The sequence below is a fragment of the Clostridium homopropionicum DSM 5847 genome (genome assembly GCF_001263795.1).
Taxonomy (GTDB): domain Bacteria; phylum Bacillota; class Clostridia; order Clostridiales; family Clostridiaceae; genus Clostridium_H; species Clostridium_H homopropionicum.
Window position 1 is genome coordinate 183,238 of record NZ_LHUR01000011.1, and the last position, 25,201, is coordinate 208,438.

General features: G+C 31.0%; 25 protein-coding genes. 2 read left to right on the forward strand and 23 right to left on the reverse strand.

The window, feature by feature from the left end:
• Window positions 1-58: 58 nt before the first annotated feature.
• The 23 genes from csrA to glyA form a co-directional block, all read right to left on the reverse strand.
• Window positions 59-274 carry a carbon storage regulator CsrA gene (csrA, locus tag CLHOM_RS03115; protein ID WP_052220226.1) on the reverse strand — a complete coding sequence of 72 codons (216 nt, stop codon included), beginning with the start codon at window positions 272-274 and terminating at the stop codon, window positions 59-61.
• Complete coding sequence (gene fliW / locus CLHOM_RS03120) at window positions 274-705, reverse strand: flagellar assembly protein FliW (protein WP_052220227.1); 432 nt, start codon at window positions 703-705, stop codon at window positions 274-276. Before fliW ends, csrA begins: the two co-directional genes overlap by 1 nt.
• A 127-nt stretch (window positions 706-832) precedes the next feature.
• Entirely contained in the window at window positions 833-2,473 is a 1,641-nt protein-coding gene (gene flgL / locus CLHOM_RS18650; protein ID WP_242846728.1) for a flagellar hook-associated protein FlgL, read from the reverse strand.
• A 169-nt stretch (window positions 2,474-2,642) separates the two neighbouring features.
• On the reverse strand, window positions 2,643-2,996 hold the full coding sequence (locus CLHOM_RS03130) for a four helix bundle protein (protein WP_052220228.1): 354 nt from the start codon (window positions 2,994-2,996) through the stop codon (window positions 2,643-2,645).
• Window positions 2,997-3,077: 81 nt separating this feature from the next.
• The gene (flgK, locus tag CLHOM_RS03135; RefSeq protein WP_052220229.1) at window positions 3,078-5,000 is read right to left on the reverse strand and encodes a flagellar hook-associated protein FlgK; all 1,923 of its coding nucleotides are present in this window, start codon (window positions 4,998-5,000) and stop codon (window positions 3,078-3,080) included.
• A gap of 106 nt (window positions 5,001-5,106) precedes the next feature.
• Window positions 5,107-5,544 carry a flagellar protein FlgN gene (locus CLHOM_RS03140; protein ID WP_052220230.1) on the reverse strand — a complete coding sequence of 146 codons (438 nt, stop codon included), beginning with the start codon at window positions 5,542-5,544 and terminating at the stop codon, window positions 5,107-5,109.
• 34 nt (window positions 5,545-5,578) lie between these two features.
• Complete coding sequence (locus tag CLHOM_RS03145) at window positions 5,579-5,854, reverse strand: flagellar biosynthesis anti-sigma factor FlgM (protein ID WP_052220231.1); 276 nt, start codon at window positions 5,852-5,854, stop codon at window positions 5,579-5,581.
• A 246-nt stretch (window positions 5,855-6,100) separates the two neighbouring features.
• Complete coding sequence (gene fliY / locus CLHOM_RS03150) at window positions 6,101-7,324, reverse strand: flagellar motor switch phosphatase FliY (protein ID WP_242846729.1); 1,224 nt, start codon at window positions 7,322-7,324, stop codon at window positions 6,101-6,103.
• Window positions 7,317-8,312, reverse strand: a complete 996-nt coding sequence (gene fliM, locus CLHOM_RS03155) for a flagellar motor switch protein FliM (RefSeq protein WP_052220233.1) — start codon at window positions 8,310-8,312, stop codon at window positions 7,317-7,319. The genes fliY and fliM overlap by 8 nt, the downstream gene beginning before the upstream one ends.
• A 21-nt stretch (window positions 8,313-8,333) precedes the next feature.
• Window positions 8,334-8,735 carry a chemotaxis protein CheW gene (locus CLHOM_RS03160; RefSeq protein ID WP_052220234.1) on the reverse strand — a complete coding sequence of 134 codons (402 nt, stop codon included), beginning with the start codon at window positions 8,733-8,735 and terminating at the stop codon, window positions 8,334-8,336.
• Between the two features lie 19 nt (window positions 8,736-8,754).
• Complete coding sequence (locus tag CLHOM_RS03165) at window positions 8,755-9,114, reverse strand: response regulator (protein WP_052220235.1); 360 nt, start codon at window positions 9,112-9,114, stop codon at window positions 8,755-8,757.
• A gap of 16 nt (window positions 9,115-9,130) precedes the next feature.
• Complete coding sequence (locus tag CLHOM_RS03170) at window positions 9,131-9,733, reverse strand: chemotaxis protein CheC (protein ID WP_052220236.1); 603 nt, start codon at window positions 9,731-9,733, stop codon at window positions 9,131-9,133.
• Between the two features lie 13 nt (window positions 9,734-9,746).
• Window positions 9,747-11,837, reverse strand: a complete 2,091-nt coding sequence (locus CLHOM_RS03175; protein ID WP_052220237.1) for a chemotaxis protein CheA — start codon at window positions 11,835-11,837, stop codon at window positions 9,747-9,749.
• A gap of 12 nt (window positions 11,838-11,849) precedes the next feature.
• A complete protein-coding gene (locus tag CLHOM_RS03180; protein WP_052220238.1) occupies window positions 11,850-12,617 on the reverse strand; it encodes a CheR family methyltransferase in 768 nt (255 codons plus the stop codon).
• A gap of 3 nt (window positions 12,618-12,620) precedes the next feature.
• The gene (locus tag CLHOM_RS03185; protein WP_052220239.1) at window positions 12,621-13,688 is read right to left on the reverse strand and encodes a protein-glutamate methylesterase/protein-glutamine glutaminase; all 1,068 of its coding nucleotides are present in this window, start codon (window positions 13,686-13,688) and stop codon (window positions 12,621-12,623) included.
• A 15-nt stretch (window positions 13,689-13,703) separates the two neighbouring features.
• Window positions 13,704-14,192: a chemotaxis protein CheD gene (locus CLHOM_RS03190; protein ID WP_052220240.1), complete on the reverse strand. Its 489-nt coding sequence runs from the start codon at window positions 14,190-14,192 to the stop codon at window positions 13,704-13,706.
• A gap of 10 nt (window positions 14,193-14,202) precedes the next feature.
• Window positions 14,203-14,655 carry a chemotaxis protein CheW gene (locus CLHOM_RS03195; protein WP_052220241.1) on the reverse strand — a complete coding sequence of 151 codons (453 nt, stop codon included), beginning with the start codon at window positions 14,653-14,655 and terminating at the stop codon, window positions 14,203-14,205.
• A gap of 24 nt (window positions 14,656-14,679) precedes the next feature.
• Window positions 14,680-16,614, reverse strand: a complete 1,935-nt coding sequence (locus CLHOM_RS03200; protein WP_052220242.1) for a flagellar assembly protein A — start codon at window positions 16,612-16,614, stop codon at window positions 14,680-14,682.
• Between the two features lie 90 nt (window positions 16,615-16,704).
• Complete coding sequence (locus CLHOM_RS03205; protein WP_052220243.1) at window positions 16,705-17,535, reverse strand: aminotransferase class IV; 831 nt, start codon at window positions 17,533-17,535, stop codon at window positions 16,705-16,707.
• Window positions 17,536-17,546: 11 nt separating this feature from the next.
• Window positions 17,547-18,188: an HAD-IB family hydrolase gene (locus tag CLHOM_RS03210; RefSeq protein WP_052220244.1), complete on the reverse strand. Its 642-nt coding sequence runs from the start codon at window positions 18,186-18,188 to the stop codon at window positions 17,547-17,549.
• Between the two features lie 68 nt (window positions 18,189-18,256).
• Window positions 18,257-18,592 (reverse strand): DUF1292 domain-containing protein, encoded by a 336-nt coding sequence (locus CLHOM_RS03215; protein WP_052220245.1) that lies wholly within the window; start codon window positions 18,590-18,592, stop codon window positions 18,257-18,259.
• Window positions 18,593-18,784: 192 nt separating this feature from the next.
• Window positions 18,785-22,297 (reverse strand): pyruvate:ferredoxin (flavodoxin) oxidoreductase, encoded by a 3,513-nt coding sequence (gene nifJ, locus CLHOM_RS03220; RefSeq protein ID WP_052220246.1) that lies wholly within the window; start codon window positions 22,295-22,297, stop codon window positions 18,785-18,787.
• 240 nt (window positions 22,298-22,537) lie between these two features.
• Entirely contained in the window at window positions 22,538-23,773 is a 1,236-nt protein-coding gene (glyA, locus tag CLHOM_RS03225; protein WP_052220247.1) for a serine hydroxymethyltransferase, read from the reverse strand.
• A 205-nt stretch (window positions 23,774-23,978) separates the two neighbouring features.
• On the opposite strand from glyA, the gene CLHOM_RS03230 reads away from it, so the two are divergent.
• The gene (locus CLHOM_RS03230) at window positions 23,979-24,737 is read left to right on the forward strand and encodes a threonine/serine exporter family protein (protein WP_052220248.1); all 759 of its coding nucleotides are present in this window, start codon (window positions 23,979-23,981) and stop codon (window positions 24,735-24,737) included.
• A 13-nt stretch (window positions 24,738-24,750) separates the two neighbouring features.
• Window positions 24,751-25,191 (forward strand): threonine/serine exporter family protein, encoded by a 441-nt coding sequence (locus tag CLHOM_RS03235; protein ID WP_052220249.1) that lies wholly within the window; start codon window positions 24,751-24,753, stop codon window positions 25,189-25,191.
• The last annotated feature ends 10 nt before the right edge of the window (window positions 25,192-25,201 follow it).

Consider the following 25,201-nt stretch of genomic DNA (forward strand, 5'->3'; position numbering starts at 1 on the left):
CGTAATATATTCATATTTTCATTCCTTTGAAAATATATCTTTAGTTTATTTATTATAATTATTTCTTAAGATTTTTTAATGCTGATAAATCAAAACTAACTGCCTTTTGATTTTCTTCTTCAATTTCTTTATATAATTCTTTTCTTAAAATAGTTACACTTTTAGGGGCACTAATAGCTAATTTAACAGATCCATTCTCTAAACTTACTATATTTATTTCTATATTATCTCCGATAAGCAAGGACTCTCCCTGCTTCCTTTTAATAACTAGCATTAAACATCCTCCTTAAACAATGGCTGTTTTACTGAGTATTTATCATTGTTTAATATTATTTGTTCCCCTAATTTTTCTTTTATATTAATTATAATAGGTGCCCTTAAATTAGTCGTTATTTTATCTATTTGAGAACTTACAGTAACCGTATTTAAAACTAGCACATCCTCAGGTTTTTTTAACTTAAGTCTATTAGTCAAATCCTCATCTATTTCAATTTCATAGTCCTTTAATACATTAAATGGTGATATGACAACAAGACCAACACTTTCATCCTCTATAGCATGCAAAATGTTAAATACTTCATTTTCTTCCACAGGGAAAAATATAAACTCTTTAAGAGTTTCAAAACCTGGAATTCCTTTTTGGAAAGTGATTACCTCATTTTCTTCATATTCCCTAATGCCATGATACTTAGTTTGAAGTTTCACCCTAACACCTCCTTTTTAAATCTCTAATCGCTATTCTCTAGTAGCTAACTTATTTAAAATAATTGTTTTGTCTTATAGCGATTAGTGATTAAAGATTAGCGATTATTTTTTCAGAAGCTTATTTTTACTATCCAAGATAATCTAACAATGATGGCTGAATAACCTTTGCACTGGTTTGAAGGGATGCAATATAAACTGTTTGCATTACAGCGAACTCCATGGTTTTTTCTGTTATATCAATATCCTCGTTTTTAGATAAAATTTCAGTCATATTGAAGTTAGAGTCTTCATTTTTTTCCTTTGCGCTATCCATTCTATTTTGTTTTGCTCCTACTTCAGAACGAATTTTCAATAGGTTTGAAATCGTATCAGTTATATTTTGAAGATCATCCTTAAGTAAATTTTTAACAGCATCATTATCTATTGTTGTTCCACTGGAATCTTTTCCATCTAAATGATTAGTTATTGAGTTAAATATTTCTTTTAAATCCAGTTCCTTGCCACTGTTGTTTTTAAATTCTAATATTTCTGTAGCTGTTACATTGTAATCCATTATAACCCCTTGAGAAATTTGAACCTTTAATTTAGTTCCTATTTGATTATATTGTAAGCTGTCAGCACTATTAGGATCACTAATATTATCTAGAAATCCCCCAGATTTTTTATAATATACTAGTTGAGTATTTTGAATATTAGACATGGAAACCTTATTAAGTGTTACATCCTCTTCCACTGTTGAAGTAGTAGTAAAGCTTTCTTCTATAATAGAATTTGTATTATCACTGGTGTCATTATCTATCTTTATGCTTAATGTATTGTCTATAGCAGTAAATTTAAAGTTAGTTCCATCCTTCTCTACTTTAATTCTGCCCTTTAGTTCTTCACTACCTTGTATTTCTTTTTCTATTTTACTAACTACTGTATCTAAATCATTTTCATCTTTGCTAATTGCTATTTTAATATTACCTATTTGTATAGACTTATTTTTAGTAGTATCTCCTATGTTTAATCCAGTGCCATCAGCAGCTATAGTTTGGCTATAAATATCTGTTGTTAGCTTAGAAGTAATCCCTTCTTCGTTTGTAATCATCATTAATGAACCTTCAGATAGATTTGGCATAACTTTTATTTTATCTTTTATGTCAGCAAGAGTAGCATCTGTTGCAATTTTATTATTAATTTCATTGGCAATGCTAGTAATACTGCCAGAATTTGAATCACTTATTAGTACAGTATAAGTAGTACTATTATATACAAATTCAATTTTTGAGTTTTTTCCTATAGGTCCTTGTATTCTTGATGCATTTTTATAATCTACTCCTCCGATTGCATCAACAGGCTTAGTAGTACCTCTAGATCCTCCAAATATATATGCTCCATCAAAGTTAGTATTTAAAATTTGAGCAATCTCACCAATCTTTTCATTTATTTCATCTTTAATGGCTGTTCTTTCATTTTCGCTATATGCCGCATTTCCAGAACCAATTAATAGTTCTCTAACTCTTTGAAGTACGTCACCTACTTGACCTAAGGCTGTATCTGTTGTATCTAACCAATTTATTGTATCACTTATATTTTCATTATATTGCTTATTTGTGTTTATATCAGTATGTAATTGCATAGAACGTGCAGCTTTAAAAGGATCATCTGAAGGCTTTCTAATTTCCTTTCCCGAAGTCATTTGTTGCTGCATTTTTTTCATATTTTCTAAGTTTGTCCTCATATCGCTTAAGAAAGTGTTTGAAAGCATTTTATTAGTAATTCTCACTTTAGTACCTCCTAAAATCAATTGACAATTGACAATGCACAATGGACAATTGTTGATATTTTTATGCAGTAGCATAAAAATTAAAAATTATTTTTTAATCAGCGTCCTAAGACGCAAGCCGATAGGCCGAGGTTTACTAATTCTTTTAAAGTATCGATTAACACCTTTTCTACAATTTATTCTTCGTTGTCCTTATAATAGCCGTTAGGATCCTGTTTAACTCTTTGCAATCATCTAATATATCTTTAAATAACTCTTTCTCAATATAATTAGTTGATATCAAAAGTTCTAACCAATATTCAGTCTCAGAAGCCTCTTTTAAAGCTATGCTCATCTTAGATAAAAAATCTCTTGTACTTTGTCCCTCAGTACCTTCTTTTATGTTAGCTCCTATACTTGTTCCCGCCCTTAATACTTGTTTTGAAAGAATATACTCATTTTTCTCTTTACACAAATATTTATATAAACCCACTATTTGAATAGCAAATTTGAAAGCTTTTTCATATACAATATTATCTTTCAAATCATATCTTCTCCCCATTATAATTTAATTTTGCATAAGCAAAATTTCATTCATTGTCAATTGTCAATTATCAATTGTCAATTACCTCTTAAGCCCATTCACCACTACATCCAGCAGTTCATCAACAGTGGCAACAATTTTTGCGTTAGCTTGGTAGGCATGCTGGTATTGAACAAGATTTGCCATTTCTTCGTCAAGAGACACACCGGATATGGAATCTCTTCTCTCTTGGAAGCCTTGTAGAAGTACACCTTGATTTTTTACTATTCTTTGTGCTTCCTGTTCTTGGACTCCAAGCTTATCAATTGTATCTTTAAAATAACTATCAACCTTCATACCATTAATATTACTTGAAATAGTATTTAGTCCTAAATCCGAGTCAAAAGTCAAGGCTCCTGTACCGCCGCCAGCTCCAGTCATATTTTTAATGAAGGATTCTCTATCTGTGTATTTCACATCTATACTTTGAATTTTAATTAAAGCATCTCTTAGTTGAGCTATAGCTAATGCTCTTTTACCATCTTTTTCTCCATCTACATCATTTAATGAAGCAACATTAAACTGATCATCATTAGTTCTTGTTTTAATTTGCATAACATCATCTAATATTTGTTTATTTATACTTATGTTTCCTGCATTTATATCAACTTCTGCATTTAATACATTAGTTAAATTAGTCGTATCTCCAGGGTTATTTATATCATATAAATAATTTTTATTACCATTAATAGTGTATTTAGCTGCTTCTGAATTTACAAAGAAAGGCATATAATCCTCACCACTTGCTGTTTTTCCGCTATGAACAGCATTTACAGAGAATGCTACAGCTTTAGCCAACTTATTTAGCTGTTCAATATAATCATCTACATCCTTCTGTACTGACATATATCCCTTAAGCTCACCTCTATTGGTATCGTTCTTAAGTTCAAATAACCCTAACTTTTCAAACTCAATTGTGTCATCGCTTTCTATTACAGCTCCGTTAACATCTATAGCTAAACCATCTTTGCTATCATTATTCTTATCATTTTGAGACCAAATAACTCTGCATTGTTCTAGTCTTTTATATTCTTCCTCTGAATCTATTTTAACTTTAAAAGTAGCTTCTTGATCCTTATCGCCATTTCTAAGATAAGTGATTGTATAAACTCCTGCTTCTCCTTGTTTTTGTCCATCATCTGGTACTAAGGTTTTAACATATGAAAGCCTTCTAACAGCCTCATTTGGATTTTTCCTAACTAATAATGGATTTTCTATTTCTCTGCTTCCATCAGGTGTTGAAGTATACTCAGGCTTAAGATTTATTGAGTAAAAATTATCATCTTCTACATTAATATTAAATTTTTGACTTAATTCATCTAAGAGTAAATCTCTTTTATCCATTAAATCATTAGGTTCCATTCCAGAAACCTTTACGCTAATTATCTGCTGATTCAATTTATCTATTCTATCAAGAAGTGCATTTGAATCATAAACTGATTGTTTAATAGATTCTTGTGCATTTCTCTTAAGTTCTGTTAATTGATTATAAGCATGATTTAGTCCATCTGCTAATGCCGCTGATTGCTGAGCTACAATAGTTCTTGCATTTGAGGTTTCAGCTTGTTTTGATAATTGCTCCCAAGAATCAAAAAATTTTCCTATTAAAGTTGAAATACCTGTATCAGAAGGTTCATTAAAAATATTTTCTATTTCACTTAAATATTTATCTCTTGCTTCATATTGTCCAAGAGTACTATTTTCCCTTCTTACTTGAAAATCCATAAAATTATCTCTTATTCTCTGTATAGCTGAAACTTCAACTCCAGTTCCAACTTGTCCTGGGCCAGATATACTATTTAATGCAGGCATTCCAAAAGGTCTAGTGGTTTCCATTATTGCCCTTTGCCTTGAATAGCCTTCTGTATTAGCATTTGCTATATTATGGGAAGTTACATCAATTGCCTTTTGCTGTGCAAACAATCCCCTTTTCCCTACATTAAATGTTGCAAATAATCCAGACATTTAAACACCCCTTTATTTTTAGTAACCAGTAACCAGTTGCCAGTAGGTAGTGAACTGACAAAATCTTGGGCTAAAAAACTTGTTACTGGGCCTTGGTTACTGGTTACTATCTTCCTATTTTCCCATATCCATTATAAGTTTTAGCCTGTCTATCAGGATTTAATAGAATAAGCATATTATTCACAAAGCCTATGCCTTGTTTTAATAGCATTTCGTTAGTATCCTTCTGTAGTCTTAATTCTTCCAAAATAGCTTTAATTTTTTTAAAGTTACTACTCAATTCCTCATTATCTAATTCTTCTAAAAACTGAGGTAGAGTTTTTTCTTGAGTAAAATCTTTTGTAATTGCTCGCCTCTTCAATTCCAAGGATGCAACAGTCTTATTGCATAATTTTATTTTTTCGACAATTGATTCCATATTAAAAACATCATTCTTAACAACATATAAATGCTGTTCTTCCATAAGCTTCAACAGTTCATCTAATGCTGTTATTTCTTCACCAATTATTTTATTTAATGAATAAATTATTTCATCCTTATTCATAAAGTCTATTTTCACCTCTTATATTAAGAAAACTTTATACACTTCTAGCTTTCATTACGTTTATCATTGATTTAGCAATTAAATTTGCATCTATAGAATAAGTGCCTCTTGATATTTCCATTCTAATTTTTTCAATTTTTTCTGCAGATGAAATTTTATTAACGTCCTCTCCATAGGAACTTAAAGATTTCCCTAAAGAAGATATTTCTATATAGTCATTTTTAGTTATTTCTTTATTTTTGATAATTTCTCTTTTATTTTTTTCATAAATATTTATAACATTATTTACTGATGTACCTGAAATTTTCATATTTTACACTCCCCAAATATCTATTTCATCTGCTTATATTATCGAAGTAATGAATACAAAGTTTACACATTTAAATAAAAAAGAAAGTCATTTGCAAGAAAAACTTCATATTTAATTATATATATAACCTAATTAAATTTCGCTTAAAAAATATAAAGAAATTTTATTCTAAAAAATAAAAAGTGTATTTGAAAAAATCTATTTTACTGATACATAAAATATATTTCTCAAACACACCAAAACTTTCTATCCTTTTAGAGATTTAACTCTATCCTCACTGCTTACTATATTTACTATTCTTACTCCAAAGTTTTCGTCTACAACTACCACTTCTCCATAAGCAACCTTTTTACCATTTACATGAATTTCAACTGGCTCTTCAGCTAATTTATCTAATTCAATTAGAGATCCTGTTCCTAATGCTAATACATCTTTAATAGATAACTTTGCTTTTCCTAATACTACAGAAATTTCAAGAGGCACATCTAAAATTAAATCTATGTTTTTTGGTCCCTCATGTACAGCCATCTGTTGAAGAGGCTGGAAGCTTGCTTGTTGTACATTCACCGGTTGTATAGGTGCAGTATAGGCAGGTTCATAATACATTTCAGCAGGCTTAGGTTGAACCTGTGGCTGAGGAGCATTTACAGGAGCTTGAGCCTGTATTTGGGTTGGAGCTGCCGCTTGCTGCTTAGGTCCAGGTTGCTTTACCTCTGGCTCCTCCTGTCCCATCATTATAGATACTATTTTCTTGGCAGTAGCTATTGGCAGAACCTGCATTATAGTACTATCAACTAGATCTCCAATGGTCATTCTGAAGGAGACCTTTATTATATCCTCATATTCACTTATACCTTCAGCTAATGGAGATGTTATATCTTCCCATATTTTAGAAGTAGGAGGAGATATATTTACCTCTCTTGCAAACATTGTAGCCATTGAGGTAGCTGCTGAACCAATCATTTGATTCATAGCCTCTGACACTGCACTTATTTCCAGCTCGGAAAGTTCTTTTTTCTCTTCAACGCCTTTTCCATCCTTGCCCATCATAAGATCTGCTATTACTGCAGCATCAGTCATCTTCATAACTAATAGATTCCCACCAATTATACCACTTATGTATTTTACTTCTAAAGCGATATTAGGAATGTCAAAGCTATCTCTCATTTCATTTAAGGTTGTAACTTCAACTGTTGGGGTAGTAATATTAACTGGCTGCCCTAATATAGTTGAAAGAGCAGTTGAAGCAGACCCCATGGAAATATTCCCAATTTCTCCAAGTAAATCTATTTCAATATCAGAAATGGATGCATGTTCTACTTTAGGTTTTTCCTTACTTTCTGATATTTTATTATCTGTACTTCCTCCAGAAGATGGTTCAGATGGTTCTTTAGGAGGTTCACTGCTCCCACCTCCATTTAAAAGAGCATCTATTTCATCTTGTGAAAGGAATCCATTATCACTACTCATAGTTTTCCACATCCTTATCAATAATATCTAGTATCTGAACGCCCTTATTTTTACCAACAATTCCTGGTTTCGCGCATAAATAAGGCTGATCTCCAACTAAAACTTTGACAGGGGTTGTAGTAGCATTATCTAAGGTTACAATATCACCTATAGAAAGCCTTAAGAATTCTCCAACGGAAATGTTAGTGCTTCCAAGTACAGCTGTTACAGATAAATCAACAACGCCTATTCTCTTTCTAAGTTTTTGTTTAGATTCCTCTAATATGTCTGCGTCATTTTCTCTAAACCAGTATTGCACCACCAGTTTATCTAATACTTTTTCAATGCTCAAATATGGTATACATATATTAATAAATGTGCTGTTACCTCCCATTTCAACAGAAAAAGTTATTAAAGCAACTGGTTCAGTTGGAGCTAAGGTTTGATTTAAAGCCGGATTAGTTTCAAGTCCTTCTATTTCCGGTTCAACTTCTAATACATCTTCCCATGCAAGTTTCAGGTTAGCAATTACCCCCATATTCACTTGCCTAATTATGTTTTTATCAATATCAGTAAACTCTCTTGACTTATATGGCCCTAATCCTGAACCTCCCAGCAATACATCTATTATTTGATACACAAATTGAGGATTTGTTTCAAAAAGTATAGAACCACTTAATGGGGGCATTTTAAATATTGTTAATATAGTAGGGTTAGGTACTGAGTGAATAAACTCCTCGTAGGTAATCTGTTGAACAGTTTCTATCTTTATTTTTACATTTGTTCTAACCTGAGCACTTAAATAATTAGAAATTATCCTGGCAAAATTATCATGAACAAGTTCTAAGGTTCTAATATGATCCTTTGAAAACTTTTGAGGTCTTCTAAAGTCATAAGGTTTAACCTTCTGTTTCTCTTCTTCTTTTTCAAGTTCTTCAGGATTTAATTCACCAGAGTCCAAGGCAGATAAAAGGGCATCTATTTCTCCTTGTGACAATACGTCTGCCATGTTTGTACCTCATTTCTATATCTAATTTGCAAACAACTTATCTATATCAATTAAAGTTACCACTCTATCTTGAAAATTAATTACACCTTTAATATAGGTTTTCCTTTGTTCATCTACTTTTTCAATTATATTTTCTTCAACTTCTAAAACCTCATCTACTTGATCTACTGTAATACCAACTTGTTCATCTTCCATTTTTAGAATAATTATATTACTTTGTTCAACTTCTGTATTCTTTTTAATATTTAATAATAAATTTATATCTAGTAGTGATATTACATTTCCTCTTAGGTTTATAAGACCTTTAATATATTGTGGAGCTTTAGGTACTTTTGTTATTTCCATAATATCATTAATACCTTGAACGCTAGCAGTTTCAACTGCAAATTGTTCATCTCCTAGATTAAATATAACTACTTGCACTTTTCACTCCTCCTTAAATTTAGCCCACTGCTTTTCTAATAGCTTCTAAAACTCTTTCAGCTTGAAATGGTTTTACTATAAAATCCCTTGCTCCTGATCTTATTGCATCCATAACCATCGTTTGTTGTCCCATAGCGCTGCACATTATAATTCTTGCTGCTGAATCAAAAGCTTTAATTGCCTTTACAGCTTCAATACCATCCATATCAGGCATAGTAATATCCATTGTTACAACATCTGGTTTTTCAGCTTTATAAATTTCTACTGCCTTAAGACCGTTGCTAGCCTCCCCAACTACTTGATACCCATTTTTTTCTAATATATCTTTGATCATCATTCTCATAAAAGCAGCATCATCAACAATTAATACTCTAGCCATCTGTTTATAACCTCCATTAATTTACTCCTAATGTATTTAATATTTTTTCTAGTGATCCCGGCATTGGGATATAATAAAAGTGTCCACTGATTTCTTCATCTCTGTTTTGCAAAAATCTAGTTTCTAAATCAAGCACTTGTTCATCAAATTGTCCTGATTCAATAAATGTTGTAGATAAAATAGCCCCCATCATGTCATAGCTAACTGCGGGTACAGAAGGCGTTATAGCTAAATTTGTAAATTTGGCTATAGCATTCATGTATGATGTAGCTATAATATTTCCCATTTCACAAAGTACTGAAGTACCCATTTCAGTCAACTGTTCTGACTCTTCACCAGTAAGTGATTTTATTATTTGAAAAGCAGTATCTCTTTCTAAAACAAACAATATATTACCAGGTGTATCACCAAGAACTCTTACAATTATTCCTATTACAACCTTCTCAGTACCATCTCCAGAGAAAACATCATCAAAAGGTACAATATTTACAGCTGGTACTGTCATATCTACTGTCTTACCTAGTAGTTGTGATAAGGCAGTAGCGGCATTCCCTGCTCCAATATTGCCTACTTCTCTTAGTGCATCTAGTTGCATAGGAGTCATATCGAGATAACTCATTCTAAATTCCTCCTTATATTAGAGCAGACACATCAAGTATAAGAGTTACTAGTCCATCTCCATAAATTGTAGCACCTATATATTCTTTTGAGTTCTTTAGGGTTTTTCCTAAAGACTTAATAACAGTTTCTTGCTGTCCTAATAATCCATCTACTAAAAGACCAACCGTTTTTTCTCCAACTTTTACTATTACAATATAGCTTTTTCCAGAATTAGCTTTTGGAATTTCTAATTTTTCATAAACCCTTATTAAAGGAATAACATTTTCATTATACACAATAACCTCTTTGTTGTCAGTCTTCATAACTTTCTTTTCATTAAAGTCAATGACTCTATCTATATATCCAAGAGATATTGCCATTGTCTCAGTTCCAACTTTAACTAATAAGGCTTGAATTATTTGAAGAGTTAGAGGTAATCTTATTATAAAGGTTGAACCTTTTCCTATTTCACTAATGACGTCCACAGTTCCTCCAAGTGAGCTTATTTTAGTTTTTACAACATCCATTCCTACTCCACGTCCTGAAATGTCTGTAACAACTTCATTAGTGCTAAAGCCTTGAGCGAAAATAAGATTTTTTATATCAGCCTCACTCATTCCATCTGTATTAATACCTATTTTATGAGCTTTTGCACGAACTTTTTCAACATCTATTCCACCGCCATCATCTTCTACTTTGATAATAGCTTTAGTACCCTCTTGATAAGCGATAAGCTTAATAGTACCTGTTGGGTTCTTACCTTTAACCATTCTCTTTTCTCTGGATTCTATTCCATGATCAGCAGCATTTCTAATTAAGTGAATTAAAGGTTCTCCAATTTCATCAATAACTGTTCTGTCTAACTCTGTCTCTGCTCCCCTTACAATAAATTCAATATCTTTATCTAGTTCTACTGATAAATCTCTTACCATTCTTGGGAATCTGTTAAATACAGTTTCTAAAGGTAACATTCTTATCTTCATAACTAAGTCTTGTAAATCCGAAGTAGTTCTTGCTACTTGTTCTAAGGTTTCATTTAAATCAGTAGCTTTGTAATTGGAACTAATTTGTTCTAATCTAGTTCTGTGTATTACAAGTTCTGATACCATATTCATAAATTTGTCTAGCCTTTCAAGGTCAACTCTTACGGATTGATGAACCTTCTTCTGTTTTTTCTCTTCGCTATTTTTTTCAACTTCTTTTGGTTTAATTTGTTGGTTTACCTCTTCCATTTTAATTACATTTTTTTCAGCAGGTTTTATCTTAATATTGTTGTTTTCAGTTGTTTTTTCTTTTTCATCATTATTTTCAGCATTTTCTATGTTCTTATTTAAGTTAACATTTAATTTATCGACTGTTACTTCAATAACTTCAGATACATTTAATAAGATTTCTCGTATTTCTTCTATACTCTTATGTGTCAAATATATCATTTCAATTTCAAAATCAAAATTTTCGTTTTCAAGATCATCTGCTGAAGGTATACACTTAATTATTTCTCCAAACTCTTCTAAGCCTTTGAATATTAGAAAGGCTCTAGCTGATTTTAATAGAGTATTTTCATCAAGGACAACTTTTATTTGAAGTGCTTCATAGCCTTTATCCTTAGCTTGTTTAATTATATTAATGTCATATTCATTAACGCCTATAGATAAATTGCTTTCCTGTATATCTTCTTTTAAATCTTCACTTTCATTTTTCTCTTGGTTAACAGCACTTGATGAATTTAGCTCATCGTCATTATGCCCTTCTACTATAGATTCTAGACTGCTTATAATGTCGTCTATAGGTACGCTAGCTTCTATCCCTTCTGATATATTGTTTACCATTTGCTCTAAGGTATCTAAGCATCTAAAAAGAACTGTGACTACCTTTTGAGTTACCTTCAGCTTACCCTCTCTAAATTGAGAAAGAACATCTTCCATCTTATGTGTTAGTTCTGCAATTTCATTAAATCCCATTGTAGCTGCCATACCCTTAATTGTATGTGCTACTCTAAATATTTCATTAAGCTTGTCTATATCTTCAGGCTCTTGCTCTAGTTGTAACAAAGATTCATTTAAGGTCTGAAGGTTGTCAATTGATTCTTCTAGGAACATTGATAAATATTGTGATGTATCCATGCTTTTCCCTCCTTATAGCTTCCTGTATATGAAAGTTGAAGCTTTTTCAAAACCATAATCTTTATAGTTGTATATACTTTCAGTTGCACCTACAAATAAAAGTCCACCCTTTTTTAAGGAATCGCTAAATTTTCTATAAATCTCATTTTTAACGTCTTGATTAAAATATATTACAACATTTCTACATACTATTAAATCAAAGCCGCTTTCATAACTATCTAAAATTAAGTCATGTTTTTTAAATGTTACCATTTTTTTAATATTAGGATCAATAATATATTTATCGTTAACGTGAGTAAAATACTTTTGTATATACTCACTTTTAACATTCTTAATTTCACTCAATAAATATTCCCCTTGCTTTGCTCTTTCTAAGATGCTGCTGTCAATATCTGTAGCTAAGATAGTATGTCTTCCTTTTATTCTTAAATTATCTAATATAATTGCAATTGAATAAGGTTCAGCACCTATAGAACAAGCAGCACTCCATATTTTCAGATTATTCTGCTTAGGGATTAATTCTTCTTCAATCTTTTTTCTTAATTCTTCAAAAATTTCTGGATTTCTAAAAAATTCTGTTACATTTATAGTTATAAAATCTAAAAATTTTTGACGTTGATTTGGATCTTTTTTTAGTAAAGCCACATATTCATCTTCGGAATTAACTCCTACTCTCGACATTAAACTTAGAATTCTTCTATTTAGTTGATTTGATTTATATGCAGATAAATCTATTTTAAACTCTCTAAAAACCCATTTTTTAAATTCTTCTAAATCCATTTGTTACCTCCCTACTGCTTTAACATTTCTTACTATTGCTTTTGATATTTCATGTAAGGGAATAACTTCATCAACCTTTCCAGTCTCAAAGGCTGCTCTTGGCATTCCATAAATAGTACAAGTAGATTTATCTTCTGAAATTGTTATTCCTCCACTATTTTTGACCTCTATGGTACCCTCCGCTCCATCTCTTCCCATACCTGTAAGAACAACGCTAAGCAAATTAGAACCATAAACCTTAACTGCTGAAGAAAATAGTTTATCTACTGCTGGTCTTACACCCCATATTGTGGGATCAGTATTCAAATGAATTCTTTTATCAAAACCTATTTCCATGTGATATCCACCAGGTGCAATATATACAACATTTTTTTCAATATTATCACCTTGGCTCGCTTCAACAACCTTAATTTTACTATTTGAATCTAATCTTTCAGCAAAGGCTTTTGTAAACCCAACAGGCATATGTTGTACAACAAATACAGGAACATCTAAATCTGCTGGTAATTCAGTTATTACCTTATAGAGTGCCTTAGGACCTCCAGTGGACGCTCCAATTAATACAGCATTTATCTTTTGTTTATTTCTACACGATACTTGAACACTTTCAAGCTTAGGAGTAACAACCTCAGTTTTTGTGTAGTTATAAGTTTTTTCCAGACTACTACCCTTATTGGCTGCAAGTCTAATTTTACTTATTAACTCTTCTGATACTTTTTCTATGTCTAAAGATATGGCCCCAGATGGTTTTGGTATAAAGTCAAAAGCTCCTTTTTCGAGGCATTCCATGGTTAAAGCTGTACCTCTTTTAGATATACTGCTTAACATAATAATTGGCACATTTATATTTCTTAATTTCATTTCCTTTAATGTAGTAATACCATCCATTTTAGGCATTTCTACATCTAAGGTTATAACATCAGGCAAATTTTTCGATACTTTTTCAAGTAAGTCTTCTCCATTTTTTGCTGTGCTTATTACTTCCATGTCCTCTTGTGATCTGACTATATCTGAAATAACCTTTCTCATTAGGGCTGAATCATCTACAACAATAACTCTAATTTTTTTCAAGATTATATCACTCCATTAAATTTCTTTTATGCCCAAACCTACAGTTTTAATTTGGACAATTCCATTAGTTGTATCAAAAATCATAGTCCTTCCTTTATTTCCGCCAGTATCTTCACTAATAATTGGTATGCCCATATCTTTTAATACCTTTTTAACTGACATACTATTTCTATTGCCAATATCCATAATCATACTTTTATCAGAAAAGTTGAACATGGATGCTCCACCAGCTATTTTAGCTTTATAATTTTTCTTAGATGCACCCTGTTTTTTCATCTTTTCAAGTAATAAGGGGATAGCAAGATCTGCAAACTTCATAGGGTTATTAATATTACTAAATTGCGTACTATCCGGAAGCATAATATGTGCAAGTCCACCAATTTTGCTTATGGAATCATAAATAGCTATTCCTATGCAAGAACCTAAGCCTACAGTTATGAGCTTTTCTGGAGGAGATGCTATATTTAAATCTGCAATTCCTACTCTTTTTTCACTTATTATCATGATTTACACCTTATCTCAAAATTAATTCTTTTTCTTCAGAAGTAAGTATAGTCGCAAGATTTAGGAATATTATTATTTTCTTATTAATCTTTATTAACCCTTTAATATATCGTTTTGATATCCCAGCAACTATTTCAGGAGCTTCCTCTATGTTTTCTACCTTAACATCACAAACTTCTGATACAACATCTACTATAATTCCAATTTTATTTTTTTCTTGCTTTGCAATAATAATTTTAGTTTCATCTTTTATTTCGCCACTTGGTAATCCAAATTTTTTAGCTAAACTCATTATCGGAAGAATATTACCTTCATAATTAATTACACCTTTTATAAAATCTGGAGAGTCTGGTAACTGGGTAGGTGTTTCATAACCTAATATCCTCTCTACTTCCATTATGTCCGTAGCATAGTATTCATTGTTTATACAAAAAATTAATACTTTTACTTCTTTTTCATTCATTTTAACCTATCCCCCTCTATAATGCTAAAGTACAAATTTATCAACAACTAATTCACCCTCATTATTTAAATAAGCATGAATATCTTTACTATCAGTTTCTAAAATGTATTCTCTTCCACCTATCATAAAACAGGTATTTTGATAAGCAACATCAGCCCATATATGTCCACCAGCTTCTACAATAAGCTTTGTAGATACTCTTCCTTCACTACCTACTTTTTTACACTTGATTTCGTTTTTAGCTTTTATAACACCACCTCTTGCTAAACTTCCTGGATTTTCAAATATTACATTTTCATTAGAAGTAATTGAGGATATATATTCCCCTTTCCCTGTAATAAAAATACTTCCTGAGCATTTTATTGTTGAATCCTGACAGTAACTTAGCTTAATTTCAGCTGGCATTGCTAAAGCTCCGCTAAGATATTGTTTTAGATTACCAGCAGTTTCAATAATAGATTCTAGTTCAGATACATTTTTAATATTTAACGGAGCAAAACCTACTAATTTACGAATTATATAAATACATAATTCTTGTTCCCATTTATTATTACTATGTGAACTAGATTTTATAAAATTTTCACCTATTACAGCAATTTGTTTAAATTTATTTTCAATTAGTACCTTAACAATTTCTCCATCATGTATTCCTTTGCCAAGCAAATTAAATTCTTTTATATGTTTTACTGTATCAATTAATGTAGTTAACTGTGAGTTCAGAATTTCTAAATCATGAATTTTATTTATCTTTAGAACATCATCTCCTCCAGCATTGATGTTTGAATTGATAACATTCCCAATAATTTCAATATCGCCGACTGAATTTATTTTGGCACTTTCCACATTCTTATTAATAATTAAATCGTGACCAACTTTTAGTTCCATACCTTCTTTTACATTTCCATGAACAATTACATCTCCAATAAAATCAATATTACCTGTTTTGATATCCACATCATTCTCAATTACATGGACATCATAAACATAGAATATATTACCTTTGAAGGATGGCTTTCCTTTAATACTAGCAACTACAATGTTTTCATCTTTAAGTACACATCCATCTCCAGCCTTCATTTGGTGTTTTTTTGCCATTTTGTGTTTCTTTTTGTTACCCTTAACGTCAACTCCATCTTGACCATCTTGTCCTTCTTCTCTTGTGGCTAAAACAAATCCAGGTTCAACAGATTCAATTCTTCCTATGCTTTTATAATCTATTCTACCATCTACATTTTCTATTAACTTTTTATTTCTACTATCTATTTCAAATTTTATATTAATTTTATCATCAATACCATCAATAACTTCTTTCCCTTTTGCAATTAATAAATTATTAACTTCCTTAAGGGTTGGAATCTGTTCAATATTTTCTTTAATTAATCCAAATACTATACCATTTTCAGATAGAGCATCATATATTTCATTTATGGTATAAGGTGTAGGATATTTTTGTTCTATTAAAGAGAGTTTCAACTCGATTTCTCTATTCTCTTTAACATCATCTAAAGAATATATATTTTGAGGAATATAATTTATACTTACATATGCCTCCATTTGATCTGGACTTATACTTATATCCATTCTTCTTTCTGCAGTACTTTCTTCAAAAACTACTTGTATTTCACTATCTTCAAAGATTTCTGTCCTTCTAACAATCTCTTCTCCATCAATAAAAATGCTTATCCCTTTTGATGGAATTATTGCAGCCGATTTACCTCCAGCTTCAGGATTTGTAACAATAATTTTGGAGTTTTCAACTTTAATACTCCCATTAATATTTTCCTTCTCAATCTCACTGATTTCAACTGAAATTGATGTTTTTCTTATAAATATGCCCTTTTTTTCTTCAATAATTGTATAGACTAATTGATCTTTCGGAATCATGAGTTCAGTTGAAGCTAATTCAATACATTCGTCTAAGGTTTTCGATGTAAATACTTTAATACTCAAAGAATTCACTCCTTAACTTTCCTCTTAAGAAAAGTATACCATATTTTGATAAATTATTAGTATTTTATTCATAAATTATTTAAGTATTTTATCGTAATTTTAACTTTTTACTTTATTTTTTTTAATATAATCTTTAAGTATTATTTCATACTGAACTCTAATATTTTGTATAATTTCATTTTGAGGGTTAAAATTTATATTTTCTACTCTGTTTATTGGGAGGACCTTAGGCGAAGTCCCAGAAATAAACAGACCATCAAGTGAATCAATTTCTTTATAGTTTAATTTTTTCTCAATAACCTCATATCCTAAATTGCAACATGCTTTTATAACATAATTTCTTGTAATACCTGGCAACACTTTTTCTTTAGGAAACGTGTATATCTTATCTTTTATTACCATAAAAATATTTGACCTACTGCCTTCAGTAATAAAATCATCTTTATCTACTAAAATCACTTCAAATAGTCCCTTCTCCTTAATTACTTTATCTGTAGCTTCTCTAAGACTTAAGTTAATAACCTTAGCTGTAGGATTTTCTCTTTCAGCAAAAAATAAACCTACGGTCACCCCTTTATTATACATTTCTTCACTAGGGTAGGAGTGTTTAATAAAATATGCCAAAAAATTCTTATTTCCTTCTTTGAAATTAAATATTATTTTTACATTTCCTTCACTTATTTTATTAACTCTAGCTAAATTAACAATTGAATCTTTTATTTCTTCTTTACTTAACCATATTTTTAAGCCTGTAATTTTTTCTGAATTATATAACCTATCCAAGTGATCTTCCAAAAACAAAGGAATCCCATCAATTATTCTAATGACTTCATATAACGCTTTCCCTTTATTTAAATATTCATCTTTGAACTCTTCTGTGTTAAGTATTTGACTATTTTTTATAAATAAATTTCTATAACATTCACTCATATGATCATCTCTCATTTCCAGTTTAAAATTTTTATATCCTTATGCTTTTTCTTATAATTAATTAAATATGGGTTGCCAACTAAATTAAATAAAGGTAAATCTGCTAAAGAGTCTGAAAACATATATGAATTTTTAAAGTCAACTTCAATATTTTGCTTTTTCAAAACTTCCATAAGTCTTTTTACTTTTTCTTCCCCTTTATTGTTTTTTCCTTCTATGCTGTTTTTGTATTTTCCACCCTCTACTTTTATCTTAGTACCTATTACCATATCCACTTCTTTAATATTATAGAACTCTTCAAGATAAATCTCTGGTGAGGCAGAAATTAAATATATTTTATATCCTTCACTTTTTAATTTTTTGATAGTATCTATTGCATCCTTATATAAAATTTTACTTAATCTGTTTTCATAAAAATCTTTTACGATAAGCTTCATTTCTTTTTCATCTATTCCTGATATAAACTTTATAAAGGTTTCTTTAGATTTTTTTTCATCAAACATTTTAATACCATATAATAAACCTGTCATTATAATTCTAGGAATAAAAACTATAAATTTAGGATTTTTTTTCAACATAAACAAAAATAATTCAATAAGAGTTTCACGCTTTGTAATAGTAAAATCTACATCAAATATTGCTAGCCTTTCCATGGAATCACTCCTAGGTATATAATATTTTATTAAAAAAGCCGATGCTATCGCAACGGCTTTTTTAATAATTATTCTTCTTCGTTTTCTACTAGACTATCGTAATAAGCTGTTACTTCGTCAAATTCTTCATCATCTGGTACAACTAACTCTGAATCTTCACCTTCTCCAACTACTTTGAAAAGATAAACTGATTCATCCTCTGGGTTTTGAACTAGAACATATTCATTGTCTTTATATTCGAATCCATCTATTACTTCACATGGAACGATGTTTCCATTCTCATCTTCTAATTCAATCATTAATGCTTCTTCATGATCACATCCACAACCACAAGTATCCTCTACACTATTACAGCCACAAGCCTCATCTTCACAGCCACAGCCATGTAACTTTTCCTTATCCATTTTATACCTCCTATGGTAACTAATTTATTTATTACTCTAATTATTAACAGTAATAGTCTTATTTTAACCTTAATTTATAATTATTAAAAGAGTTTTTTTGTTATTTTATAAAAATATAAAAATAAAATTTAAAAAGGTGCTACAAGACCTAGTAATAGTCTTGTAACACCTTTTAATATTTTATTTAAGAAATTATTGAGCAGCTAATTTCTTGTAGCCTTCCAATCTTTCTTTTGCATCCTTTTCAGTTTTTGCAAATAACTCTTCAGCTATTTCAGGTCTAGCCTTTAGAAGTGAAGAGTATCTTACTTCACCTAGAAGGAATTCTCTGAATGATAATGTTGGTTCCTTAGATTCGAATACAAAAGGATTCTTTCCTTCTTCTTTTAATTGTGGATTGAATCTGTAAAGACCCCAATATCCTGCATCAACAGCTCTCTTACCTTCAAGCTGAGAACAAGCCATTCCAACTTTTAATCCATGGTTTATACATGGAGCGTATGCAATGATTAATGATGGACCTGGATAAGCTTCTGCTTCTTTAATTGCTTTTAAAGTTTGATTCTTATCAGCACCCATAGATATTTGAGCTACATATACATATCCATAACTCATTGCCATCATACCTAAGTCTTTCTTCTTAGTATGTTTTCCACCTGCTGCAAATTTTGCGATAGCAGCTGTTGGAGTAGATTTTGAAGATTGACCACCTGTATTTGAATAAACTTCTGTGTCAAATACAAATACATTTACATCTTCACCAGATGCTAGAACGTGATCAAGTCCGCCATATCCAATATCATATGCCCAACCGTCTCCACCAAATATCCATTGTGATCTCTTTACTAAGAAATCTTTGTTGTCATATATTTCAGCTACTGTAGCATTTGAAGTTTTTTCATTTTCAATAGCTTTTATTAATTTTGCTGAAGCTGCTTTAGATTCTTCACCTAAGTCTTTATTATCATACCATTCTTTTAACGCAGACTTAAGTTCATCACTAATATCACTTTCAATAGCTTCTAAAGCTAAATCAGCAAGTTTTTCTCTTGTTTGAGATGTTCCTAGAACCATACCTAAACCATACTCAGCATTATCTTCGAATAATGAGTTAGCCCAAGCTGGACCTTTACCCTCTTTGTTTACAGTGTAAGGAGTTGCAGGTGCAGAACCTCCCCAGATGGAAGTACATCCAGTAGCATTAGCTATCATCATTCTATCTCCGAATAATTGAGTTATAAGCTTAGCATAAGCTGCTTCTCCGCAACCTGCACAAGCACCATGGAACTCAAGAAGAGGTTTTTCAAATTGGCTTCCTTTTACTGTATATTTATTCATTGGATTTTCTTTTGCTGATAATTTTTCTGCATAATCAAAATTCTCTTGTTCTTTAATTTGAGTTTCAGCAGGTTCCATTACTAAAGCTTTAGCAGGAGCTGGACATACATCAGCACAGTTTCCGCAGCCTGTACAATCGTAAGCGCTTATAGTAATTCCATAATATAACTTATCAGCTGTCTTAACACCTTTAATATCTATAGCCTTAAAGCCTTCTGGTCTATTATTGTATTCTTCTTCATTTAATAAAGCTGGTCTTATTACAGCATGTGGACATACATATGAACATTGATTACATTGAATACAATTTTCCATTTTCCATTCTGGAATATTGATTGCAATTCCTCTCTTTTCGTATGCAGCTGTACCATTAGGGAATGTTCCATCTTCTCTTCCTGAGAAAGCACTAACTGGAAGCTCATCTCCCTTTTGTCTATTCATTGGCTCTAATATGTTTGAAATGAATTCTGGTACTTCTTTTGCTGCTTTTTCTGCATCTACTGCATTCTTCCAAGAATCAGGAACTTCTATCTTAACAAGAGCTTCGATACCCTTATCAATTGCAGCATTATTCATATTTACTATTTTTTCACCTTTTTTGCCATAAGAACTTACAACAGCATCTTTTAAGTATTTTATTGCATCTTCAAGTGGAATTATATTTGCAAGTTTAAAGAATGCAGATTGCATTACCATATTAATTCTTCCACCAAGTCCTACTTCTTTTGCTATTTTAACAGCATCTAAAGTATAGAAATTAATATTGTGTTCTGCAATGTATCTCTTCATGTTAGCTGGTAAATTTTCTTCTAACTGATCTTTATCCCAGATACAATTTAATAAGAAAGTTCCATTATCTCTTAAACCATCTAATACATCATACTTATATACATAAGATTGATTGTGACAAGCTACAAAGTGTGGTGATTGTATTAGGTAAGGTGATTTAATTTGTGATTTACCAAATCTTAAGTGAGATATTGTAATACCACCTGATTTTTTAGAATCATATGCAAAATAAGCTTGAGCATACATGTCTGTATGATCTCCAATTATTTTAATAGCGCTCTTATTTGCTCCAACTGTACCGTCTGAGCCTAAGCCCCAGAACTTGCATTCAGTTGTTCCTTCAGCTGTAACATCCACTCCTTTAACACTTTCAAGAGAAGTGTTTGTTACGTCATCTATGATACCAATTGTGAAGTGATCCTTAGGTTCATCAGCTTTAAGATTTTCATATACTGCAACTATCTGTCCAGGCGTAGTATCCTTAGAACCTAATCCGTATCTTCCTCCAACTATAACTGGTTTTTCATTTACATCAAAGAATGCATTTCTAACATCAAGGTAAAGTGGATCTCCAACAGCACCTGGTTCTTTAGTTCTGTCTAAAACAGCAATCTTCTTAACTGTTTTAGGTATGTGTTTCATAAAATGCTTTATTGAGAATGGTCTGAATAAATGAATTTTTAATAATCCAACCTTTTCTCCTTTTGCATTTAAGAAGTCAACTGCTTGTTCAATAGTTTCTCCAACTGAACCCATTGCAACTATTATTCTATCAGCATCTGCTGCCCCATAATAGTTAAATAAATCATAGTTTCTTCCAGTTAAATCGCTTATTTTTTTCATGTATTCTTCAACTATTTCTGGAAGTGCATTGTAATATTTATTAGCTGCTTCTCTAGCTTGGAAATATATATCAGGATTTTGTGCTGTACCTCTAGTTACTGGATGTTCAGGATTTAATGCTCTTGCTCTGAAAGCTTTAATTGCATCCATATCTACTAATTTTTTTAAATCTTCATAATCTAATAATTCTATCTTTTGAACCTCATGTGAAGTTCTGAATCCATCAAAGAAATGAACGAATGGAACTCTTCCTTTTATTGAAGCTAAGTGTGCTACTGCACCAATATCCATTGATTCTTGTACGCTTCCTGAAGCTAAAAGAGCGAAACCTGTTTGTCTAACAGCCATTACGTCTTGGTGATCTCCAAATATTGATAAAGCATGTGCAGCTAGCGCTCTTGCACTAACATGGAAAACAGATGGTAATAATTCTCCGGCAATTTTATACATATTAGGAATCATAAGCAATAAGCCTTGAGATGCAGTATATGTAGTAGTTAATGCACCACTTTGAAGTGAACCATGAACTGCTCCTGCTGCTCCTGCTTCTGATTGCATTTCCATAACCTTAACAGTTTGTCCAAACATGTTTTTCTTTCCTTCAGCGCTCCATTGGTCAGTAAATTCTGCCATTGTAGATGAAGGTGTAATTGGATATATCGCTGCAACGTCGGTGAAAGCATATGACACATAAGCAGCAGCGTTATTTCCATCCATTGTCTTCATTTTTACCATTTATAATACCTTCTTTCTATTAAATTTCACTTATTTTTGTAATAAGCCACAATAATTAACTTAGTGTTAATAATTACTACATAAAAGGTTTTATATTAATGCATAATATTTATTTTATATTACTATATCATACTTTTTACTAGTTGAAAACATATTCACTCAATGTTCCACGATTAAAAATATTCATATAATGGAAATAATTAAAATAGTACAAATATTCATATAATTTAAACTATTCAATTATTCGTATAATGGATATCTATCACAAATTTCTTTTACCATTTCTTTTGCTGCTGTTAAATCCTTATCTCTATTTTCAATTACATAATTAATTAGGTACGCTATTTTCTTCATTTCTTCTTCTTTGAAGCCTCTAGTAGTAACTGCTGGAGTACCTATTCTTATTCCACTTGTTACAAAAGGACTTTTTGTTTCAAAAGGAATTGTGTTTTTATTCACAGTAATTCCAACTTCATCAAGAAGTTTCTCAGCTTCTTTTCCTGTTATGTCTTTATTTGTTAAGTCTATTAACAATAGATGATTATCTGTTCCTCCAGAAACTAATCTGAAATTATATTTTTTTAATTCTTCTTCAAGAACCTTAGCGTTTTTTACCACCTGATTTATATAATTCTTATAGTCATCTTTTAATGCTTCTCCAAAGCAAACTGCCTTACCTGCTATAACATGTAATAATGGTCCACCTTGAATTCCTGGGAAAATAGCTTTATCTATAGCCTTAGCGTATTTTTCTTTGCATAGAATAGCTCCTCCTCTAGGACCTCTTAGAGTTTTATGAGTTGTAGTAGTTACAAAATCTGCCACTGGCACAGGTGATGGGTGTACTCCAGCTGCTACTAATCCTGCAATATGCGCTATATCAACCATTAAATATGCCCCTACTTCATCACAAATAGCTCTTAATTTATCAAAATCAATTACTCTTGGATAAGCACTTGCACCTGCAACAATCATCTTTGGTTTACATTCTAAAGCTATTTTTCTAACTTCATCATAATTAATTGTTTCTGTTTCCTTATCAACCCCATAAGAAACAAAGTTAAAAAGTATACCTGAAAAGTTTACTGGACTACCATGAGTCAAATGTCCACCATGGCTCAAATCCATTCCCATAATTGTGTCTCCAGCTTTTAAAACTGCTAAATAAACAGCCATATTAGCTTGAGATCCAGCATGAGGTTGAACATTTGCATGTTCAGCTCCAAAGATTTTCTTTAGCCTCTCTATTGCTAAGTTTTCAACTTTATCAACCTGTTCGCATCCACCATAATATCTTTTTCCCGGATAACCTTCTGCATACTTATTAGTAAGCTGAGACCCCATTGCTTCCATAACAGCCATACTTGTGAAATTTTCTGAAGCTATCAATTCAATATTGCTGTTTTGACGATTGTTTTCCAATTCCATGAACTCGAATAATTCCTGATCATTTTTTCTAAGATTATCAAAATTCAAGTTAACCCCTCCTTTGTGTGTTTATTAAATTATAAAGTTTTATTTGCAAAATATCAATAAAATCTGTACATTTATATACTTTTTTTTAATAAAGTTCGTATTTTACTGTAATTTATCAATTTCTAAGTTTAGATATTTTTCTAATAAAACTATGATATAATATCCTTAGTTAAATTTTTTTGTTAAATTTAGAAAGGATTTTTCAATGGATAGAAGCGAAAAAATACTTCATATTGCTGCTGAAGCAGGACGCATAATTCTTCAAAGTGGTGGCGAAACATATCGAGTAGAAGAAACAATGCTCCGAATTTGCTATGCTTTTAAATCAAAAAAAGCCGATAGTTTCGTTACTCCAACTGGTTTAATGATTTCTATTACCGATGAAAAAGATAAAACAATTACTTTAGTAAAAAGAATTACACATCGAACAGTAAATTTAAACAAAATATCCCAAGTAAATAATCTATCAAGAGAGCTTACTCATTCCTCTCTGACAATTGATTTTGTAGAAAAAAAATTGGCAGAAATAGATGCTGATGAAGGATACAATGATAAGATTCTTATTATCTCCTCATCCTTATGTGCAGGTTTCTTCACTTTACAATTTGGAGGTACCTATAGGGATTTTTTTGTTTCATTATTTATTGGTTTAATAATAAAAGTTATATCCTTAGCATTAAATAATATAAAAATCAATGAATTTTTTATTAACTCTCTTGGAGGTGCCTTAGCAACATTTTTCGCATTAGTCTTTGTTAAGCTAGGTATAGGCCAAAATGAAGATAAAATAATCATTGGTTCAATTATGCTTTTAGTTCCCGGTTTAATTATTACTAATGCTATAAGAGATACTATTGCCGGTGATTTAGTATCCGGAATTTCTAGGGCAATTGAAGCAATTTTTATAGCAATTGCCATTGCAGTAGGCTCAGGAATAATAATTAAACTTTGGTCTTCATTTTAGGAGGTATACAGCTATGGTAATGAACTCTATATATGCCTTTCTTTCAAGTATTGGCTTTTCATATATTTTTAATATACGGGGTAAGAACATAATTTATGCATCACTGGGAGGAACTTTAGGATGGTTTATCAATATCCTATGTTTAAATTACAATGCATCTAAAATACTTTCATTATTTATTGCGTCATTAGCTATAAGCATTTACTCTGAAATAATGGCTAGAATTTTAAAAACTCCTGTTACTATTATTATGATCTGTTCTATAATTCCTTTAGTACCAGGTGCAGGTATGTACTACACTATGTATGAAATAACACAAGGTAATATAAACAATTCATTAACCTTAGGTCTTGAAACTATTGGTAGTGCCGGTGCTATTGCAATTGCTACAGTTCTAGTAGCTTCCACTACCAAAGTAATTATTGCATTAAAAAATGCTTCTCAAAAGAAATAGGCAATTATAT

Excerpts from the sequence above, each read along its gene's own strand:
- CLHOM_RS03140 (WP_052220230.1), bottom strand. The coding sequence starts at position 5,544 with ATGAATAAGGATGAAATAATTTATTCATTAAATAAAATAATTGGTGAA.
- CLHOM_RS03180 (WP_052220238.1), bottom strand. The coding sequence starts at position 12,617 with ATGGATTTAGAAGAATTTAAAAAATGGGTTTTTAGAGAGTTTAAAATA.
- CLHOM_RS03145 (WP_052220231.1), bottom strand. The coding sequence starts at position 5,854 with ATGAAAATTTCAGGTACATCAGTAAATAATGTTATAAATATTTATGAA.
- flgK (WP_052220229.1), bottom strand. The coding sequence starts at position 5,000 with ATGTCTGGATTATTTGCAACATTTAATGTAGGGAAAAGGGGATTGTTT.
- CLHOM_RS03165 (WP_052220235.1), bottom strand. The coding sequence starts at position 9,114 with ATGGCTAGAGTATTAATTGTTGATGATGCTGCTTTTATGAGAATGATG.
- CLHOM_RS03170 (WP_052220236.1), bottom strand. The coding sequence starts at position 9,733 with ATGAGTTATCTCGATATGACTCCTATGCAACTAGATGCACTAAGAGAA.
- CLHOM_RS03230 (WP_052220248.1), top strand. The coding sequence starts at position 23,979 with ATGGATAGAAGCGAAAAAATACTTCATATTGCTGCTGAAGCAGGACGC.
- CLHOM_RS03190 (WP_052220240.1), bottom strand. The coding sequence starts at position 14,192 with ATGATAATAAGTGAAAAAAGAGTAGGAATTGCAGATTTAAATATAGCA.
- CLHOM_RS03205 (WP_052220243.1), bottom strand. The coding sequence starts at position 17,535 with ATGAGTGAATGTTATAGAAATTTATTTATAAAAAATAGTCAAATACTT.
- nifJ (WP_052220246.1), bottom strand. The coding sequence starts at position 22,297 with ATGGTAAAAATGAAGACAATGGATGGAAATAACGCTGCTGCTTATGTG.
- csrA (WP_052220226.1), bottom strand. The coding sequence starts at position 274 with ATGCTAGTTATTAAAAGGAAGCAGGGAGAGTCCTTGCTTATCGGAGAT.
- CLHOM_RS03215 (WP_052220245.1), bottom strand. The coding sequence starts at position 18,592 with ATGGATAAGGAAAAGTTACATGGCTGTGGCTGTGAAGATGAGGCTTGT.
- fliM (WP_052220233.1), bottom strand. The coding sequence starts at position 8,312 with ATGGCAGACGTATTGTCACAAGGAGAAATAGATGCCCTTTTATCTGCC.
- CLHOM_RS03175 (WP_052220237.1), bottom strand. The coding sequence starts at position 11,837 with ATGGATACATCACAATATTTATCAATGTTCCTAGAAGAATCAATTGAC.
- fliY (WP_242846729.1), bottom strand. The coding sequence starts at position 7,324 with ATGAGTAGTGATAATGGATTCCTTTCACAAGATGAAATAGATGCTCTT.
- CLHOM_RS03195 (WP_052220241.1), bottom strand. The coding sequence starts at position 14,655 with ATGAATGAAAAAGAAGTAAAAGTATTAATTTTTTGTATAAACAATGAA.
- CLHOM_RS03235 (WP_052220249.1), top strand. The coding sequence starts at position 24,751 with ATGGTAATGAACTCTATATATGCCTTTCTTTCAAGTATTGGCTTTTCA.
- CLHOM_RS03210 (WP_052220244.1), bottom strand. The coding sequence starts at position 18,188 with ATGGAAAGGCTAGCAATATTTGATGTAGATTTTACTATTACAAAGCGT.